Here is a 20,291-nt window from a genome sequence, read left to right on the forward strand (position 1 = left end):
TAACGCTGGAGTTGAGCGGCGGCGTAGCCGTCCGCCTCGAACGAGATGTTAGACTGGTGCGGCACTGAGCGGAACCAAGCGGGCAATGGGTGGCATGGAAGTTGGAATGCTCTGGCCGTCGATTGACCACAAGTCTAGCCCAGCAAGCAAGCCATCTTGCTCGAACACATAGGCACCAAATAGATGACCATGGTCATCGCGCCACTGATAGTCCGACAGGGTACGCATGGTGAGATGGCCGGGTCGCTTGCCGCTGACCGCGAAGTCTATGCTGGCGCAGCCGCAACCACAGAGACTTGCAACACGAGCCCGCCCAAGTTGCTCCAGGAACTTGGCGTTACCTGCTCCGCCATGCTCAAGCAGCCATTGAACGACCGAGTGCTCCTCGGAGGTCAGCGGCCGATCTATCTCAATGTTCGATGAAGTGTGGTTCACGGGCCTAACGCTGGAATTGAGCGGCGGCGCAGCCGTCCGCCTCGAATGACTGGTTAGCGTGCAACCTTAGTCCCCGGACCTGAGATTGGCTACTGACAGAACCTTGAAGATCTTCAGCACATGTTTGGAGGCACCGAGATTGCAGTAATGACCTTTGGGGCTGAGGCTACCCTGGACGACAACCTCTGCGGTACCGGACTGAGCAGATGGAAGTTGCGCTTTCGCCATCTCTGCGCTGTTGACGCACCAAGCCTCATTGGATCCTGCTGGCGTGAACGAGGAGCTTTCAAAGTTGTAGAAATAGCTGCCCTTGTAGATCTGCGCCGGTGACTGTGTGGCGCAACCGGCACAGAGCAGACTTGCAGAAAGGAGCAACCCGATTGCGAGATTCTTCATTTGCATGCTAACGCTGGAGTTAAGCGGCGGCGAAGCCGTCCGCCTTGAACGAACTGTTAGGCAATGCGGCACTCATTGCTGGGTAGCCCGCTGACCTTTGCCAGGATTTTTTGGGGTGACTTTGAGCAAATTTAGCTTGGTGCTCAAAATCTCAAGCCCAAGCTCCTCTCGAATCGAATTTCGAATTTCTACGACCAACTCCGTTTGGTTCGCTCCGCCAGTTTGCGTCAGGTCTCGCACGAAAGCTTCGCATAGAGCCACTTGCTTGGCGTTGCCATATAAATGGATATAGCTAACAGCCCTCTCGACTTCTCTGTAATTACCCAAAATATCTACATTTCGTCCAAGTTCTAGAAGAACATCGTAGATTTCTGCCAAGTATTTTACCCGGATTTCTCGCTGCTTGTTCTTAATGTCTCGCGCGCTGCTAAACCTATACGCGACGATCCAGCCAATGACCGCGACGAGAGTTGCTATGGTGGTTGGGATCAAAGTGATCCATTTCATACCGGGATCCTGAAGTGTTCCAGCCTAACGCTGGAGTTAAGCGGCGCGCGGCTTTTCGCGCGTCCGCTTGGACGAAATGTTAGATGGCTTGCCAAGATGCCTCATTCCTTGCTGGGGATGCCCCACGCTTTAGTTACACCCCAAGTAAACTTGTCGCCAGCTTTTGGTTCATTGGGTACGCTAGGCCAGAAACCCTGTTCGTGTAATGGTTCTATATAAAGCTCATGCCGATAGGAAATTTTTTCATTTGACGCATTCTTCTCGGTATGAAATTCGACTTGAGTAACTATCCAATTGGTGTTCCGGTTATTTATGTGTATCACGAAACCCAACATCGATTGTCCGGCACTTCCATCAAGCTTTTTAAGCGCCTCATCTGGTAGCGCAACCTGATACTTCTTGGCGCAGGTTTGCCGGAGGAGGTCGATGGTTGTTTGGCTCGTGGTCGCTGTGACCTTCTCTAGAACGCAGTCTTGAAATCTTTCGTTGGCATTTGACCCGAAACATCCAGCCAAAATGACCGAGCAACCCAAGACAGTCACTGCTGATAACTTAATCCCTTGCATAAACTCCCCCTGTCCATCTAACGTAGCTGTAGAAAAACCCCCTCGCAGCCTATCATTCGTCATGCCCGCAAAAAAGTGGGAAACGAGACGAGGCGACGATGGCGCGATACCGGCACTACGACCCCGATCAGATCAAGATGATCCCTGTGTGTTACGGGCGGCAGCTGCTGCCGGGCACCTTCGAACACGCGCTGAGCTACCTGATCGACAACGAGATGGATCTCGGACGCTTTGCCGACCGTTTCAAGAACGACGAGACCGGCGCGCCAGCCTACGATCCGGCGGTACTGCTCAAGATCGTGTTGTTCGCCTATTCGCGCGGCATCACCTCCTCGCGCACGATGGCGCGGGCGTGCACGGAGAACGTGCTGTTCATCGCTCTGGCGTGCGATCAGCAGCCCCACTTCACTACCCTGGCGCACTTCGTGGCGACACTGGGCAAGGAAGTCGAGGCGGTGTTTCGTGATGTGCTGATGGTCTGCAACGCGCAGGGTTTGATCGGCAAGAACATGTTTGCCATCGACGGCTGCAAGCTCCCCTCAAACGCGTCCAAGGAATGGAGTGGCACGAGCGCGGATTTCGAGCGCAAGGCCGCGAAGATGGAGCGCGCCGTCGCTCATCTGGTCAAGACCCATGCCGAGCAGGATGCCAGCGAGGCGCTCGATCCCAACGAGGACAACCAGCGCCGACACGAAGAACGCACCATCGCCACCTTGCGCAAGAATGCCGGCAAGCTGCGTTCTGCGCTGGCCACCACGAGCGAGCGCCTGGGCGCCAAAGGCAAGCCGATCAAGCGCAACCTGACCGACGCCGAGAGCGCCACGCTCAAGAGCGGTCACGGTGTCGTGCAAGGCTACATCGGCGTTGCCGCCGTCGATGGCGAGCATCAGGTCATCGTCGAAGCGCAGGCGCACGGCACCCCGCAAGAACACGATCTGCTCAAGCCGGTGATCGACGGGGCACGGGAGCACTTTGCGGCCATCGGTGAGGCGGGGGCGGTCGACGAAGCCGCCTACCTGGCCGACGCTGGCTACAGCAGCGAACGCGGCCTGAAGGCGTTGGCCGCTGACCATATCGACGGCTATATCGCGGACGGCCAAATGCGCAAGCGCGACCCACGGTACGCCGAAGCCAAGGCGCACAAACCGGCCAGCAAGGCGAAAACCTTCCAGCCGCAGGACTTCACCTTCGACCGCGAGCACGGCACCTGCGTGTGTCCGGCGGGAATGGCACTTCACCTCAACAGCGCCAACGCCATCATCAGTGGACGCAAGGCGACCGTGTTCAAAGGCACGCCAGCCACCTGCCAAGCCTGCCCGCTGCGCCGCAAATGCCTGCGCAAACCCGATGTCACTGCAGTGCGTCAGGTGGCCTTCTTCGAAGGCTCGGTCGCGAGCAAACTACCCAACCCGCATTGCCGCGCGATGCGCGAAAAGATCGATAGCCCCGAGGGTCGCGCGATCTATGCCCACCGCATGGGATTGATCGAGCCGGTGTTCGGTCACATCCAGCAACGCGGTCTGCGTCGTTTCACATTGCGTGGTCGAGCCAAGGTCGACACACAGTGGAAGCTGTACTGCATCGTCCACAACGTGGCGAAGCTGCAGATGTACGGCAAGATGGCCGCATAGGCCGGCGAGTGCCTGAAAAACGCACGTCATGTGGCCGTTTGGCCGGCCAAAATTTCGCGGATTGCCGACAACCCGGACGCGAGTGAAGTTCTTCACGAGCAGCAAACAAAAATCCGCCGGGTGGCGGACTCGTTTCGTAGATCCGAAATGGGTTTTTCTACAGCTTCAACGCTGGAGTTAAGCGGCGCGCGGCTTTTCGCGCGTCCGCTTGGACGAGATGTTAGACGGTTGCGACGCTGCATGCTCGGGCGGCAACGACTGCCACGACGAACGCCAAGCTTGAACAACCGACTACCCCCAAAACTGCCAGCTCTGAATGCCCAGGCTTGCGACGATGCCGCGCGAAAACTTGCTGCGGCCACGGACGACAAGCCAGCGCGAGGCTGGGCGAAACACATGCAACGAAGAACCTGCACGAGCTACCGACTAACGCTAAGTAGATTTCAAATTGCAGTCTAATACGGCAGCCTAACCCCTGCATTCGGCTCTCGGATCAAGCGGTCCACCTACACAAATCAACGACTTGCCCTCCTTGGCGCAGCCTAATTCAGCAACCTAATCTCGCCATGTCTACAGAGGGGAAATCGGATGACATCTTTCCACGGAGGTGGGAAACGGGCAAGCGGCGAGGCGGCCCGGCCTGCGCCTAAGCTGCTTGATCAGGTGCGTGAACGGATGCGTCGGCTGGGCATGTCGAAGCGTAGCGAGGAGGCCTATGTGGGTTGGGTTCGCCGTTTCATCCTGGCCAATGACAAGCGGCACCCGGCCGAACTTGGCGCGCCGGAGATCGAGCGGTTTCTCACCACGCTGGCCGTGCAGGGGCAGGTTGCCGCCGCCACCCAGAATCAGGCCTTGTCCGCGTTGTTGTTCCTGTACAAGCAGGTGCTGGGGTGTGAATTGCCGTGGCTGAACGGTATCGAGCGCGCCAAGCGCCCGCAGCGGCTGCCGGTGGTGCTGACCAAAACGGAGGTCACGGCCTTGTTGGGTGAATTGACCGGTGCGCATTGGCTGATGGGGAGCTTGTTATACGGCACCGGCATGCGTTTGATGGAATGCGTGCGCTTGCGCGCCAAGGATGTGGATTTCGAACGCGGCGAGATTCTGGTGCGCCAAGGCAAGGGTGCGAAGGATCGCCATACCATGTTGCCGCGCTCACTCCGCGAACCGCTGCAGGCGCAGCTGACCGAGGCAGCACGCATTCACCAACGGGATCTGGCGGCCGGCTTTGGTCGGGTCTGGATGCCGGACGCGTTGGCACGCAAGTTTCCCAACGCCGCCGCGGACTGGGGCTGGCAGTACGTGTTTCCCGCCGCCACGCGTAGTGTCGACCCGCGTGGCGGAGCGGAACGTCGCCATCACGTGGACGAGTCACGTCTGCAGCGCGCGATCAAGGCGGCACGCGACCGTGCCGGCATCGTCAAACCCGCAACCTGCCACACCTTGCGTCATTCCTTCGCCACCCACCTGCTCGAGGCGGGGCAGGATATTCGCACGATCCAGGAACTGCTCGGCCACAAGGACGTGGCCACCACGCAGATCTACACCCATGTGCTCAACCGCGGCGGTCACGGCGTGCTCAGCCCGCTGGATCGTTAGCGCGGACGGGTTGAAGGTCGCGATGGTGGCCGGCGTCGCCGTGCCGCGGCCAGTTCACTTCCACACTGTGTTCCACCCCATCGTCGGCCAGCACGATGCAGCCATCGTCCTGCAGCACGCCATCGAGCCGCACGCCGATGGCGGTGCCGGGGTCGCGCTGGCGCAGGTGGATCCGGTACAGCGTGGATTGATGGCGATAGTCCATGGAATAGCCGTCCCACTCGGGCGGCAGCACCGGCGCGAAGCGCAGCTTGCCGGCTTCCAGGCGCAGGCCGAGCAGGGATTCGACGATCAGCCGGTACATCCAGCCGGCGGAGCCGGTGTACCAGCTCCAGCCGCCGCGACCGGTGTGCGGCGGCACGGCGTAGACGTCGGCGCTGACCACGTAGGGCTCGACCTTGTAGACGTCCATCTGCACCGCGTCGAGACTGTGGTTGACCGGGTTGATCATGCGCAGCAGTTCCCACGCGCGGGTGCTGTCGCCGAGTTCGGCGAAGGCCATCGTGGCCCAGATCGCGGCGTGGGTGTACTGGCCGCCGTTTTCGCGCACGCCGGGCACGTAGCCCTTGATGTAGCCGGGGTCCATCGGGGATTTGTCGAAGGGTGGATCGAGCAACTGGACCAGGCCGGCGTCGCGACGCACCAGGTGCTGGTCGAGTGATTCCATCGCCTGCTGTCGGCGTTCGGCCGGGGCCATGCCGGAGAGCACGGACCAGCTTTGCGCGATCGAGTCGATGCGGCATTCCTGGTTGCCGTCGGCACCGAGCGGGGTGCCGTCGTCAAACCAGGCGCGGCGGTACCAGGCACCATCCCACGCGTGCTGCTCCAGCGCATGGCGCAGCTTGGCGACTTCTTCGTCGCAGCGGGCGGCGAAGGCTTCATCGCCGCGCAGGCGGGCGACCTCGGCGAAACGCTGCATGACCTCGCAGGCGAAGAAGCCCAGCCACACGCTTTCGCCGCGGCCTGCTTCGCCGACGCGGTTCATGCCATCGTTCCAGTCGCCGCCACCGATCAGCGGCAGGCCATGCACGCCGCGCGGCAGGCTGTGCTCGATCGCGCGCACGCAGTGTTTGTACAGCGGCTCGAATTGCCCCGAGGGTTGCGGCAGGTCGTAATAGGATTCCTCGCCGGCATGCAGCGGCCGGCCCTCGATGTAGAACACCGGCACGTCCAGCACGCTGCGATCGTCGGTGGCCAGCACGTAGCGGGCGGTGGCCAGCGGCAGCCACAGGTAGTCGTCGGAACAGGTGGTGCGCACGCCGCGATCGAGCGGCGGATGCCACCAGTGCTGCACGTCGCCTTCGGGGAACTGGTGCCCGGCGTGCAACAACAACTGGGCGCGCGCCAGTTCCGGCGCGGCGTGCACGGTGGCCATGGAATCCTGCAGCTGGTCGCGGAAGCCGAACGCGCCGCCGGACTGGTAGTAACCGCTGCGCGCCCAGATGCGGCAGGCAATGGTCTGGTACAGCAGCCAGCCGTTGGCGATCACGTCCACCGCGGGTTCGGGCGTGCGTACCTGGACCGCGCCGAGCACGCGCTGCCAGTGCGCGCGCACCTGCTCCAGCGCGGCGCTGGCCGAACCGTTGCCGCGGAAGCGCTGCACCAGGGCGGCGGCATCGGCGCCATCGCGGCCAAGGCCGAAGCGGAAGATCAGCTGGCGCTCGCCGCCATCGGCCAGGCTGACCCGGGATTGCAACACGGCACAGGGGTCGAGCCCGGCGCCGAGTCGGCCGGACAACTGCTTGCGGCTGAGGCCGGCCGGCATCCGCATGCTGCCGTTGCGACCGAGGAATTCGGTGCGGTCGCCGCCGATGCCGCGCTCCGGATCATCCACGTCGAAGAACGCCACCCGGTTGGGAAACTCCACGTTGTAGCTGTTGCGCGCAAACAGGGCGCCGCTGGCCGGGTCCGATTCGGTGACCACGTGCATGGCGGTCTTCTCGCGCAGGTCGCCGAGCATCCATTCGACATAGGCGGTGGCGCTGAGCTTGCGCGGCCGGCCGGAATGGTTGCGCAGCTTCAGCACCGAGAATTTCACCGAGGCGTCCAGCGCCACGTAGATCCACAGCTCGGAGTGGATGCCGTCCTCGTCGTGCTCGAACACGCTGTAGCCGAAGCCGTGACGGGTGATGTAGCTGCCATTGCCGCGACACGGCAGCGGCGTGGGCGACCACACATGGCCACTCTCCTCGTCACGCAGGTAGATCGCCTCGCCGCTGCTGTCGACCACCGGGTCGTTGTCCCACGGCGTGAGGCGGAACTCGTGGGCGTTCTCGCCCCAGGTGTAGGCGCTGCCGCTCTCGGAGATCACGGTGCCGAAATGCGGGTTGGCCAGCACGTTGGCCCACGGCGCCGGGGTGACGGCGCCGGTGCCGGAGACCACCACATACTCGTGGCCGTCGGCGCTGAAGCCGCCGTGGGTATTGCTCAGTTGCAGGTCGGGCGGCAGCGGCGACGGTGGCGCCGGCGGGGGCAGCGCCGCGCGTTCGGTGCGCAGCGGTTCGAACGGCGCCGCGTGCGTCTCCAGCTGGCGCCGGCCGATCTGCTCGGCCAGGGTGCCGCGATGGTCGGCCAGCACCAGGCGCGCGCTGGCCAGCATCACCATGCGATCCTCGCTGGAGAGTTGCTGCGCCGGACGCACGAAGATGCCGCCGGGACGATCGAGCAGGCTGGCCTCGCTGCCGGAGGCGATCAGGCCGAGGATCTGGTCCTGCAGCTCTTGCCGGTAGCCGGCGCGATCCTCGTTCCAGATCACCAGGTCCACCGCCAGCCCTTTCTGCCGCCAGTAAGCATGCGCCTGCACCAGCTGGCGCACCAGCTCGATCCGCGACGGGCTGGCGATCTGCAGCAGCACGATCGGCAGGTCGCCGGAGATCGACTGGCCCCACAGCCCGGACTGGCCGCGCCGATTGCCGCGCAAGGTGCCCGGTTCGGCGCGCAGGTGGGCATTGGGGAACACGATGGCGGTGGCCATGTGCTCGTACAGCTGGGCTTCGGGCAGGCCGGCATTGAGCTGGCGCAGCAACACCTGGCTGTGGGTCCAGGCGAGATCGAACACGCGGTCGGCCAGGTGACGGTCGCGGTATTTGCCGATCAGCTGCAGGCAGCCCTCGCGCTGCTCGGCGATGCCGGTGACGTAGTCGATGATGGCGGTCTGTTCCGGTTGCAGCGTGATGCGGCAGCGGATCGCCACGACCGGATCGAGCACCGAACCCGCGCTGCCGGACAAACGCGTGTGCGCCGGATCGAGCGCCTGCGGCGAGGCCATGCTGCGGCCGCGCCCGATGAAGCGCGCGCGGTCGGTTTCGTAGGAGATCTCGTCGATGTCGGCGTCGTGCACGGCCAGCAGATGGAACATCGACGGCACCGCCTCGCCGTGCGCACGTGGCCGGCGCGTGCAGATGATCGCCTGCAGTTCGCGCACCAGTTCGGTCTGCACGAACAACTTGCTGAAGGCCGGATGCAGCGCGTCGGCCAGCGGCGGCGCCAGCACCACCTCGGCATAGCTGGTCAACTCGATGGTGCGCGGCGTGCGGCCGCGATTGGTGATGCTGGTGCGGCGCAGCTCGATGTCGTCTTCCGGCGAGACGACGATTTCGGTGTGCGCATCGAAGTCGCGTTCGCGCACGCGGAATTCGGCGCGCGCCTCGGAGAAAATCGCCTCGAACAGCTCGGTTTTCCTGCACACGGGTTGGTAGGCCGCGGACCAGAACTCGCCGCTGGCGACATCACGCAGATAACAGAACATGCCCCAGCTGTCGCGCGTGATGTCCTCGCGCCAGCGGGTCAACGCCAGCTCGCCGCGACGGCTGCTGCCGCCGCCGGCGCTGCTCAGCATCACGTGGTAATGGCCGTTGGAGAGCAGCTGCACCGCCGGGCGCGGGCGATTGGGGTCCCTGAACACGCGCAGTCGCGCCTCGCTGGCCGGCGCGCCGGCGTTGCTGTCGGGGAAGCCCGAAGCATGCAGGTACTCGGCTGCCGTCTTGGGGATGCGCTCCTGCAGCAGCAGCTCGGTGGCCTGGAACTGCGGATCGGAGCCGAAGCGGCGCTGCATCGGCTTGTCCAGCAAGGCGTAGCCCAGCGCCAGCAGGCTCATGCCCTGGTGATGCGCCATGAACGATTGCACCATGGCCGAGGACTGCCCCACCGGCAGGCGCGCCGGCGTGTAGTCGATCGCCTCGTACATGCCGTAACGGCCCTGCGCACCCTCGGCCGCCAGCCGCTGCAGGTTCCTGGTGGCCGCGGCCGGCGCGATCATCATCGCCAGCACGCTGGCATAGGGGGCGATCACCACGTCTTCACCCAGGCCGCGCTTGAGACCCAGGCCGGGCACGCCGAAGGCCCGGTACTGATAGGTGAAATGGGCATCGAGCGTGTTGTAGCCGGATTCGGATACGCCCCATGGCACGTTGTGCTGGTTGCCGTATTCGATCTGTCGCGCGACGGCGGCGCGGCAGGTCTGGTCGAGCAAGGTGCCCTCGTAGCCGGGCATCACCAGGTTCGGCATCAGGTACTCGAACATCGAGCCGGTCCACGACAGCAGTGCCGGCTCGCCACCGACGGTGGTCAGCAGCCGGCCCAGCGCGAACCAGTTTTCCTGCGGCAGCTGACCCTGCGCAATGGCGACGAAGCTGGCCAGCCGCGCCTCGGAGGCGAGCAGGTCGTAGTAACCGCCATCGAGCCGGCGCGCATCGACGTTGTAGCCGATCGACAGCAGATGGCGCGCGCTGTCGTACAGGAAGCGGTAGTCCATCTGCGCCAGTTCGTCGGCCTGTTGCGCCAGATGCTCGATCTCGGCGATGCGCTCGCGAGCGCGCTCGCGGACCGATTCGGCATCGCAGGTTCCGGGCCAGCACAAGGGTTCGATGTGGGCAAGCTGGTCCAGGCTGGGAATGCCGCGAAAGCCGGCATCGTCGTCCTCGGGCGGGTCGAGATCGAGCAGCGCAATTTCCTCGCACAGCTCGATCAGCTGCGCGCGCAGGGCATCCAGCCAGAACGCGGCGTCGCCTCCCGGGGCGAGGGTCAGTGCGTCGGTCAGCGCCAGCGTGTGCTCACGCTGGCGTTGCAACACGAGCAGCGCGGCGCCGGTGCTGGCCGGCGGATTGTCCAGCGCGTCCTGCAGCTCGCCCTGCATCCGGTCGAGCATCTTGTCGTCGTGCCCGAGCGCGTCATGCAGCAACTGCAAGGTATCGAGCAAACCCTGCAGCAGGCCGGGCCGGAATACCGGCGCGTCGATCAACTCCAGCAGGCCGGGACGCAAGGTCAGCAGATGGCCGGCAAGGTTGCCGCTGTCCACCGCCGAGATGTACAGCGGCGCCAGCGGCTGCAGGGTCTGGGTGTCGTACCAGTTGTAGAAGTGGCCGCGGTAGCGCGACAACTGCTGCATCGTGGCCAGGGTCGCCCGCGTGCGCTGCAGCAGGCGGCCGGTGCCGAGGAAGCCGAAATCCCAGGCGGACAGATTGGCGAGCAGGGCCAGGCCGATGTTGGTCGGCGAGGTACGGTGCGCGATGACCGGGCCCGGCTGCTCCTGCAGGTTGTCGGGTGGCAGCCAGTTTTCGGCCACGTTGACGTGGCTGTCGAAGAAGGCCCAGGTCTGCCGCGCCAGCACGCGCAGGAAGTGCGTTTGCGCCGCGCTGGGCGCGAATGCGTCGGGCCGGCGCGGCTGGCTGATCCACCAGGCGATGCCGGGCGAGAAGAACCACAGCAGCAGCAGCGGCCACGCCAGTACCAGCACCATCGGCCGTTGCAGGGCCAGCGCCACGGTGAGCAACACCGCGAACGCCGGACCGATCCACATCTGCCGCCACACGGCGGACTGCGCGTTGCTGCTGCGCCGGGCCACCTCGCTGGAGGTTTGCCATTGCAGCAGGTGGCGACGGCTGATCGCCATGCGCCACAGCGAGCGCACGATGGCGTCCAGGTAGTACAGCGCTTCATGCGGCAGCCAGGCCAGGCCCAGCAGCATCCGCGCGATGTGTTGCAGGCCGGTCATGAAGCCGGCGCGCAGATGCTGGTCCAGTTGCACGTCCTTGGGCTTCTGCACCAGTTCCAGCAGGGCGGACAACAGCGGTGGCACCAGCACCATCGCCAGTACCGCGACGGTCCACGACAATACCGGCGACAGCGACAGCCAGCCGACCACCAGCAGCACCAGCACCGCGGGCGGTACCAGGCTGCGGCGCAGATTGTCGAGGATCTTCCAGCGCGACAGTGCGGTCAGCGCGTTGCGCCGCCAGCCATCCTTCGCCGTCGGCGCCCACGGCAGCAGCCACGGCAGCAGTTGCCAGTCGCCGCGAATCCAGCGATGCCGGCGCTTGACGTCTTCGACGTAACGCGCCGGGTATTCCTCGAACAACTGCACGTCGCTGAGCAGGCCCGAACGCGCATGGCAGCCCTCGACCAGATCGTGGCTGAGGATGCGGTTTTCCGGGAAGCGTCCATCCAGCGTGCGCTCGAACGCATCGATCGCGTAGATGCCCTTGCCGATGAACGAGCCCTCGCCGAACAGATCCTGATAGACGTCCGAAACCATCTGCGTATACGGGTCGATGCCGGCGTCGCTGCCGTACAGCTGGGCGTAACGCGAACGCGCCGTGCTGGGCAGGCTGATGCCCACGCGCGGTTGCAGGATGGCGTAACCGCTGACCACGCGACGCAGCTCGGGGTCGTATACGGCGCGGTTGAGCGGGTGATCGATGCTGCCGACGAAGGCCTGCGCCGCATCACGCGGCAGCTCGGTGTCGGTGTCCAGGGTGATCACGTACTGCACCGGCGGCAAACTGGCGATGTCGCCGACCACGCGCATGAAACGGTCGTGCGCATTGCCGCGCAGCAACGCGTTGAGATCGGCGAGCTTGCCGCGCTTGCGCTCGTGGCCCATCCAGCAGCGCTCCGACGGGTTCCAGCGCCGCGGCCGATGGAACAGGAAGAAGCGGTCGGACTCGAGACTGGCATAGCGTTCGTTGAGCGCCTCGATGCGGCGTTGCGCCAGTTGCAGCAGGGCCTCGTCGCCGGGCAGCGTTTCGCTGTCCGCGTCGGTGAAATCGGTAAGCAGCGCGAAGTGCAGGTGTTCGTCGCGGTTGCCGAGGAAGCGCACCTCCAGTGACTCGACCAGCTCCTCCACGTCGCGCGCGCTGCCGAGCATGCTGGGCACCGCCACCAGGGTGCGCGCGCTGGCCGGAATACCGTGCTTATAGTCCATGCGCGGCAATGGCCGCGGCGAGATGGCCAGCGTGGCCATCCAGTTGAACAGGCTGGTGGCCAGCTGGCTGGCCACGATCAGCGCCATGATCGCGATCGCCACCAGCGCCCAAGGCGCCACCTCGTCATACGAGGCGGCCAGCGCCAGCGGCTCGGCGAAGGCGATGGTCAATAGCATCAGCAGGCCGAGATAGATTGGCACCGGCGCGCGATCGAACGCGCGGCGTATGCGCTCGGTCAGGTGGGGTCGGACGCCCAGCTTCTGCTCCAGTTGGGGACGCCCGCGATCGATCAGATAGAAGCCGACGTGGCGCGGCAAGGCAGGCGCGGGTTCGGTCGGGGCGGCGTCGCGGCACAGCTCGACCGTGGCCTCGGCCACCCGCAACTCGTCCAGCCGATGCTGTCGCGCCAGCCGCTCCACCACGTGTCGATAGCTGTCGCGGGTCGCAAAATCCATGGCCGCATACACGCCTGCCGGATCCTCGCGCAGCGACTGCTCGACCAGACTGGCGTGCTCCACGAAATCGCGCCAGTCGATCGCCGCCAGCACCCGCAAGCTGCCGATGCTGTTGCTCACCGATACCTGCGCCGCGGCCTGCTGCTGCGCTTCGAGCTGGACCAGATGCTCGATGCTCTGGCCCGACTCGGACAGGCGCTGTTCGAGCCAGCTGAGCGGCAGCGCCAGCGCCGGGCTCTGGCCCTGCAGGCGGCGCGCCATCTCGGCCACGAACGGACCATTCATCGGCGGGTCCGAACGCGCCATGTCGGCCACCACCAGCACCACCGAGTTGGGATCGCGCTCGGCGGTGGCGGTCATGCTGTCGGCCCAGCGCACGGCGCTGCCGCGATAGCGCCAGTCCGCCATCACCCGCGCCGCCACCCGGCGCAGGTTCTCGATCAGCGCCAGGCGCAGCATGATCGGGATCGCCCACAGCTCGCCCAGCTTCAGCGGCGTCACTTCCTGGTAGGCGTGGATGAAGCGGTGCAAACCGGCCGTGTCGATTCGGCCGTCACCGTGGGAGATGATTTCCAGCGCGATGTCGTAGACCCGCGGCAACCCCGCCGAGGCACCGTTGTCCAGTCGCGGCAGTTCGCGGCTGTAGCCCTTGGGCAGATGCCGGCGGGCGGTGCGGATCTGTTCCTCGATCAGGTAGAAATTGTCCAGCAGCCACTCCGCGGCCGGGGTGATCCGGCGCTTGCGCCGGGTGGCATTGGTCAAGCGCTCGCAGGCGTGGGTGATGACCGCCTCGTTGCCGGCCAGGCGTCCCAGCAGCAGATCCGCACTCGAGCGCTCGCGCAGGCGATGCTGGCCGGCAAGGACACGGCCATGCCGTTCCATCTGCTCGGCGCTGAACAGCTCGGCGCGCAGCGCCGGTTCCTGCTCCGGTCGCGTGCGCGCGGCCACGCGACGGCGACGAAAGGCTTGCAGCCGGCGCAACTTGAGCCGGTCGAGAAGGCTGCCGATGTTCAAGCGTGAAGCTCCTTGGAATTGATGACGGCCGGGCCATGCGAAGTTCCCGCGCGGGCCCTTCGGGTGGCTTGCGTTGTCGGACGCAGCCACCGGCTTCTGCCGCCACCCTACGCGCCGACATGTGAAGATCGCGCTCGTTGCCCGTTCGATCAAACGAACCGCAACACGATCCGGCGGATCGCAGCGGCTCCGCCATCGCCCGATTCGGACGATAAGGAAAACGGGGCTCGATCATCGCCGTGCCGTATCAGTAGGATGTGGGCTTTGCCGCCCGAGGCTCGCCATGTCCCTGCTGATCCGTGCCGCCACCCCTGCCGACGTCGCCGATCTGGTCCGCTGGAACCTGGCGATGGCCTGGGAAACCGAACACAAGCGACTCGACCCGGAGGTGCTGAGCCGCGGCGTCCGGGGCGTACTGGAAACACCACGCCGCGGCTTCTACCTGATGGCCGAGCGTGCCGGTGTGGCGGTGGGCAGTTTGCTGGTGACATTCGAGTGGAGCGACTGGCGCAATGGTGATTTCTGGTGGATCCAGAGCGTCTACGTCGACCCCGGTGCACGCCGTGCCGGAGTGTTTCGCGCCTTGTACGCCGCGGTGGCACAACGCGCCGCCGAGGCCGGCGCCGTCGGCCTGCGCTTGTATGTGGAAACCGAGAACCAGCGCGCGCAACGCACGTATGAAGAGCTGAACATGCAGCGCTGTCATTACTTCATGTACGAAATGCCATTGCCCACCCCGTAGGGCGGGCTTCGCCCGCCGGCTCTTCGTCAAGTGTGGGAAAGCGGCGGGCAGAGCCCGCCCTATGTATGGACTCGCCCCTGGTGTCAACCGCTGCGTGAGCAGGAAAGCACTGGCTGCATTTATGTATGAGGCCTTGACGAAGGTGGTCGATAGACCACAGGCCGGCATCGGATGAGCTCGTGGAAAGGCCGATTACGAAGAGGCTGCAAGAGCCGGTAGGGCGGAAGGCCTGGTGCCACGATGGTCTGACCGAATGATTCGAGCTGGGCAGCAGCGGTAGCGCGCAAAGGGACAAAACGACATACGGGAAGGCGAGTTGCGCCGGGTGGGCAGCGTGCGACGCCGCATCACGGCATGCCGACCCCGAGGGTCTTGGGCGGCGGCAGTCCATGGCGCGTCAGCGCTTGCGAAGCCATGGACGGGCGCCGCCCAAGACCGGCTCCTCGGGCAGGCCGTGATGGGGCGCCCTTTCAGTGCATGGCCGCCTCCCGCGCTTCGGTGTCGCGCTGGGCAGGATCACTGCAAAAGCGCATGTCGGGGTGCTTGAGCAGCAACCACACCACACGCAGATTGTGATTGGCCAGCCGCACCGCCGCGCCCTTTCGGCCACAGCGCTGGACCCAGCGCTGGATGCGGCGACTGTAGGGGTCGGTGGCATCGGGACGGATTTGCCGGATCACCGCGTGCGCGCCTTCGATCAGGGCACTACGCAGATAAGCGTCACCACGCCGGCTCATGCGGCCCAGCCGAACGGTGTTGCCGCTGCTGTGCTGGCTGGGCGTGATACCGAAGTAGGCCGAAAACTGGCGGCCGTTGGCGAACCGGTCCGGATTGAGCGCCTTGCAGGACAGGGCGGTGGAGATCACGGGGCCGATGCCGCGCGCCTGGCACAGGTGCCGGGCCAGCGGTTCGGTGCGGCTCAAGACAGCCAGTTCGCCATCGGTGGCCGCCATCCGCTCACCCAGTGCGCGCCATTCCCCCATCAGCTCGGCGACCAGGGCACGCAGACGATCGGGGATCGGCAAGGTGGCATCTTCCAGCGTGCTGTCGACCTTGCGCACCAGCGCCAGATTACCGCGCGCCATGACCACGCCTTGTTCCAGCAACAGCCCGCGCACCTGGTTGCTGATCGCCGTCATGCGCCGCCGCCAGCCGCGCCGGGCGCGGTGCAGAGCCTGCATGGCCAACTGCTCCTGGGTCTTGACCGGCACCGGATGCACGCTCACGTCGTGCAGGGCACGAAGAATCGACAGGGCATCGTTGGCGTCGTTCTTGTTGCCGCTGCGGTGGGCGGCGGTGTGCTGCGCCGGCAGGATCTTCACCTCGACGCCGCGCGCCTGGATCTCCCGCGCCCACGCTTGCGCACCCGGTCCCGTCTCAATGGCCACCGTCAGCGGTGGTTCGAGCGTCTGGATGAACTTGTGCAGCGCCAAGCGCGACTTCACGCGTTCAGACAGCACCACCTCACCGTGCGCGTTTTCACCCGCCACCTGAAACACATTCTTGGCCAAATCGATGGCTATCGCAGTAATCTTGTTCATGGCCTCGCCCTCGCGCGGTTGTGTTGGGAGCACTAGCTCACCACCACTGGCACCGCGATGCCTGAATGCGCGGGGGCGAGTCCATGCGATTACGCGGGGCGGCATGCCGCGAGGTCATGGCTTCATCCACGACAATGCCGTAGGGCGGGCTTCGCCCGCCGGCTCTTCGTCACGTGTGGGAAAGCGGCGGGCAGAGCCCGCCCTACGCAAGGCGGCATGCCGCGAGGTCTTGGCTTCATCCACGACAATGCCGTAGGGCGGGCTTCGCCCGCCGACTCTTCGTCACGTGCGGGAAAGCGGCGGCAAAGCCCGCCCTACGCGAGGCGGCATGCCGCGAGGTCATGGCTTCATTTACGACAATGCCGTAGGGCGGGCTTCGCCCGCCGGCTCTTCGTCACGCGCGGGAAAGCGGCGGGTGGAGCCCGCCTTACGCGGGTGCGACGAGGAGCTTCTCCAGCTCGGTTACCGGCACGGCCGCGCTGAACAGGAAGCCCTGCAGCTGGTCGCAGCCGGCCTGACGCAGGAAGGCGGCCTGCTCGGCCGTTTCCACGCCTTCGGCGACGACCAGCTTGTCCAGCTGGCGCGCCATCGCGATGATCGCGCTGGTGATGGTGGCGGTATCGGCATCGCCGATCACGTCGCGCACGAAAACACGATCGATCTTCAGCGTATCGATCGGAAAGTGTTTCAGATAGGAAAAGCTGCAATAGCCGGTGCCGAAATCGTCCAGCGCCAGACGCACGCCGCGTTGCCGTATCCGTCGCAGCAGGCTGCTGGACGCATCGCCGCCGGACATCACCATGCGCTCGGTCAGCTCCAGCTCGAGCAGACTGGCATCGAGCCCGGTTTCGTTCAGCACCTCATCCAGCCAGTCGTGGAAATCGGCATGCTCGAACTGCACGGGTGACACATTCACCGATATCGGGATGGCGTGACCCTGCTGCTGCCAGGCGCGCGCCTGATGGCAGGCCTGGCGCAGCACCCACGCGCCGATCGGCAGGATCTGGCCGCTGTCCTCGGCCACCGGTATGAACTGGTCGGGCTTGTACAACTCCTGCCCCTGGGCGTGCCAACGCAGCAACGCCTCGGCACCGACGACGCGGCCACTGCGGGCGTCGATCTTGGGCTGGTAGTGGAGACTGAGCTGGCGGCGCGGCAGGGCCTGGCGCAAGGCGGCCTCGATATTGCGGCGGGCGCGCTTGCGCTCGTTCATCGAGGCGGTAAAGAAGCGGTAGCCGTGTTTGCCCCGACTGCGGATCGCCGCCAACGCGGTTTCGGCGTGCTGCAGCAGGCTTTCGGGATCCGCGGCGTCATCCGGGTACACACTGATGCCGATGCCCACGTGCAGCCGCAACTCCGTGAGGCCTTCGACGAAGGTCTGCTCGCACTGGTCGACCAGGGTCTGCGCAAGACTGGCCGCCTCGCCGACGCTGTCCAGATTCGACAACGCCACCACGAATTCGTCGCCGCCATGACGGCTGAGCAAGGCATCGGGGGGCAGGCATTGCTGCAAGCGGGCCACGAACGCGCGCAGCACGCGATCGCCGCCGGCGTGGCCGTGCAGGTCATTGATCTGCTTGAACTGGTGGATGTCGATATACAGCAGTGCCGCGCGACGCGAGCGCCGCCGCGCAACGGCGATGGCGTGGGTCAGGTGGTCATGCAACTGGCTGCGATTGGGCAGGCCGGTCAGCGTGTCGTGCTGGGTGAGGTGGATCAGCTTCAGCGCCAGCGCGCGCGTTTCGCTGACGTCGTGGAACACCAGCACGCCACCGATCACGTTGCCGGCGTGGTCGTGGATCGGTGCGGAGGAATCCTCCACCGGCGTGTCGAAACCGTGCCGGTGACGCAGCAGGGTGCGCCCGGCCAGGTCCATGATGGTGTTGTGCTCGATCGCCGCGCGCAGCGGGTTGCCGACCGGTTGCCCGTGCGCCGCATCGAACAGCTGGAATACTTCCTCGATCAGCCGCCCCTTTGCCTCGGCGTGGCTCCAGCCGGTCATCGCTTCGGCGATCGGGTTCAGCGAGCTGATGCGCAACTGCGGATCGGTGGTGATCACCGCATCGCCGATCGAACGCAAGGTGACCTCGGCCAGCTCGCGCTCGCGATGCAGCGCGTCCTCGGCTGCCTTGCGCTCGCTGATGTCCTGCGCCTGCGACACGAAGTACAGCGGCTCGCCCCGGTCGTCGCGTACCAGCGACACGCTGAGCTGCAAGTACACGACATGGCCGTCCTTGTGCAGGTTGCGCTTTTCGAGCTGGTAGTTTTCACGCTGGCCGGTTAGCAGTTGCGCCATCCGTTCCGCGTCGACGGCCATGTCGTCGGGATGGGTGACGTCGTTGATGCCTCGCTGCAGCAACTCCTCCTCGGTATAGCCGAGCATCCGGCAGACCGCGGCGTTGACGCGCATGAAGCTGCCGTCAAGACGGGTCAGCGCCATGCCTATGCCAGCGTGCTGGAAGGCGCTCAGGAAGCGGCGCTGGCTCTCGCGCAGTTGCAGTTCCAGCGTGTGCCGCTCGGTAATGTCGACCAATGCGGTGAAGACGCCGCAGACGCGGCCATCCGCATCGAAGTCGGGCTGGAAGTTGCCGTGAACGTGGCGCCGCTCGCCATGGAAGAGAAGCTCGCCTTCGTAGCTGGCCGGTTGGCCGGCGTAAGCCTGCTCCAGGGCCACCCGCGCGCGTTCGTAGTTGTCCGCCCCGGCCACGTCGACCAGGCACTGGCCGATCAGGGTGGAAGGCTCCAGGCCCAGCCAGCGGCGGTGGGTGTCGTTGACGTAGCGGAAGCGCTGGTCGCGGTCCAGGTAGGTGAGCAGCACGGGCGCGCCATGCAGCAGCCTGGCCGGCCACTGTGTCTCGTCCGCTGGTGTCGGTAGTCCCTCGGCGTGCTTGTCCGCCCGCATGGCCAGTCCGTCAAGTTGGGTGCGCCCCCTCTTGGCGCCTGGCTCATCATGCGCCGACTGCTCGAGACGGCACAACTGCCGCCAGCCAGGCGTTTGACGAAGTGCACACTTGTGCAGCGCGCCGTTCCCACCCGCTCAGGCCAGCTAGCTTCGATCGCGGATGCTCAGTGCAGAACGGCCGGCGGCACGCCCAGCTCGCCGGCGTCATCCAGCACCACCCGGCCCATTGCGTCCAGCTCGCTGGCGATGCCGTATTGATCGGCCAGGCGGCGCAGCAGCAGGCCCAGCGCATGAGGCTGCAGCGGGTAGCCGTGTGCCAGCACGCGTGCGCGATCCGCCGCCGCAGGTTGCGCGACGGTGACGGCGACCACGCCGAGGCCGGGCGCCTCGTGCGCGAACAGGCGCGGTGCGCCCAGAGCGGCCTCGGCCGTCGCGCGGGTTTCCAGCAGATAGCCGTCCATGGCCTCGGTCGCGATCCCGACCGGTTGCAGGCGCAGCGGAACCTGGTGCGCGTCGAGCAGGGCCGCGTACTGGCGCAACTCGAACACGATGCCGGCGAAATCATGGGCGCGCTGTGCGGGCTCACCGGTCTGCCGGGCCAGCCACTGCGCCGGCGACTGCGCCATGACCGTGCCACCGGCGTAAGTCAGCGGCAGGCCGCGCGCACTCATCGTCGACTCATCCCGCTGCGGCGTCAGCAGCGCGGCTTCCAGCAAGGTCCACAGTGGCGCGAGATTGACGTGCTCGTACTGGACGCAGGTGAGTGCCAGCAGATCATTGCGGCTGAGATAGCGCACGTGCTCAAGTCGGATGCCGAGGGTGCGCATCAGCCAGTCGGCGGTCTGCACGCCGGCCTCGCCGCGACCGACCAGCTGGATCTCCAGCTGGGTGGAAAGTTCGTCGGCCAGTTCCGTGGCCACCTGCAGGTTGATCGGCAACAAGCGCATCGGCCCTGCGGCGTAGAGGGATGATGGCTCCAACTCGGGCGTCGGCATGCGTCCGTCGTGATGGCCGAACGCGACCACGTTGCCGCGTGCGCCGCGCGGCACGCCGCGGGCCAATTCATCCAATTTGGTCCACACCGGAAAGCCGGGGCGCAGCAACTCGACCTGGTCGAACAAGGCGCCGGCAAGCACCAGTCGCGCCTGCTCGACCTGCGGCACCAGGGCAAGCAGGTCCGTGGCCACCAGCTGCGCCAGCGCGGCGGCGGCGTCGCGGCTCAGGGTCATCGGCGCCGGCGCCTCGCCGGCTACCGGTTCCAGCGCCAGCAACACCGGCAGGGCGAGCAGGTTCTGCGCTTCCAC

General features: G+C 65.5%; 11 protein-coding genes. 3 read left to right on the top strand and 8 right to left on the bottom strand.

The features are described 5' to 3' along the window. Positions 1–48 precede the first annotated feature (48 nt). The 4 genes from AC0L58_RS15925 to AC0L58_RS15940 all read right to left on the bottom strand — a co-directional run bounded on the left by AC0L58_RS15925 (position 49) and on the right by AC0L58_RS15940 (position 1,904). On the bottom strand, positions 49–435 hold the full coding sequence (locus AC0L58_RS15925; RefSeq protein ID WP_473685134.1) for a DUF6984 family protein: 387 nt from the start codon (positions 433–435) through the stop codon (positions 49–51). Between the two features lie 66 nt (positions 436–501). After that, entirely contained in the window at positions 502–837 is a 336-nt protein-coding gene (locus tag AC0L58_RS15930) for a hypothetical protein (RefSeq protein WP_473685136.1), read from the bottom strand. 66 nt (positions 838–903) lie between these two features. Continuing rightward, positions 904–1,338: a hypothetical protein gene (locus AC0L58_RS15935; RefSeq protein ID WP_473685138.1), complete on the bottom strand. Its 435-nt coding sequence runs from the start codon at positions 1,336–1,338 to the stop codon at positions 904–906. Positions 1,339–1,439: 101 nt separating this feature from the next. After that, complete coding sequence (locus AC0L58_RS15940; RefSeq protein ID WP_473685140.1) at positions 1,440–1,904, bottom strand: hypothetical protein; 465 nt, start codon at positions 1,902–1,904, stop codon at positions 1,440–1,442. A 98-nt stretch (positions 1,905–2,002) separates the two neighbouring features. Here AC0L58_RS15940 and AC0L58_RS15945 point away from each other — a divergent pair, with 98 nt between their 5' ends. Next, the gene (locus AC0L58_RS15945) at positions 2,003–3,535 is read left to right on the top strand and encodes an IS1182 family transposase (RefSeq protein WP_473685142.1); all 1,533 of its coding nucleotides are present in this window, start codon (positions 2,003–2,005) and stop codon (positions 3,533–3,535) included. Between the two features lie 588 nt (positions 3,536–4,123). Further along, positions 4,124–5,131 carry an integron integrase gene (locus AC0L58_RS15950; protein ID WP_473685144.1) on the top strand — a complete coding sequence of 336 codons (1,008 nt, stop codon included), beginning with the start codon at positions 4,124–4,126 and terminating at the stop codon, positions 5,129–5,131. On the opposite strand, the gene AC0L58_RS15955 is transcribed toward AC0L58_RS15950, so the two are convergent. Further along, positions 5,112–13,802 carry a GH36-type glycosyl hydrolase domain-containing protein gene (locus AC0L58_RS15955; RefSeq protein WP_473685146.1) on the bottom strand — a complete coding sequence of 2,897 codons (8,691 nt, stop codon included), beginning with the start codon at positions 13,800–13,802 and terminating at the stop codon, positions 5,112–5,114. The two genes, AC0L58_RS15950 and AC0L58_RS15955, sit on opposite strands and share 20 nt — an antisense overlap. Before the next feature lie 283 nt (positions 13,803–14,085). Between AC0L58_RS15955 and AC0L58_RS15960 the strand changes: the two genes are divergently transcribed. Further along, on the top strand, positions 14,086–14,544 hold the full coding sequence (locus AC0L58_RS15960) for a GNAT family N-acetyltransferase (protein WP_473685148.1): 459 nt from the start codon (positions 14,086–14,088) through the stop codon (positions 14,542–14,544). Positions 14,545–15,014: 470 nt separating this feature from the next. Here AC0L58_RS15960 and AC0L58_RS15965 read toward each other — a convergent pair whose 3' ends face one another. From AC0L58_RS15965 to AC0L58_RS15975, 3 genes are all read right to left on the bottom strand, one after another. Then, positions 15,015–16,085, bottom strand: a complete 1,071-nt coding sequence (locus AC0L58_RS15965; RefSeq protein ID WP_473685150.1) for an IS110 family RNA-guided transposase — start codon at positions 16,083–16,085, stop codon at positions 15,015–15,017. Positions 16,086–16,512: 427 nt separating this feature from the next. Continuing rightward, the gene (locus AC0L58_RS15970; RefSeq protein WP_473685152.1) at positions 16,513–18,987 is read right to left on the bottom strand and encodes a sensor domain-containing protein; all 2,475 of its coding nucleotides are present in this window, start codon (positions 18,985–18,987) and stop codon (positions 16,513–16,515) included. Positions 18,988–19,151: 164 nt separating this feature from the next. Continuing rightward, on the bottom strand, positions 19,152–20,291 hold the full coding sequence (locus AC0L58_RS15975) for a hypothetical protein (RefSeq protein ID WP_473685154.1): 1,140 nt from the start codon (positions 20,289–20,291) through the stop codon (positions 19,152–19,154).

The sequence above is a fragment of the Rhodanobacter sp. G2-10 genome (assembly GCF_055809185.1).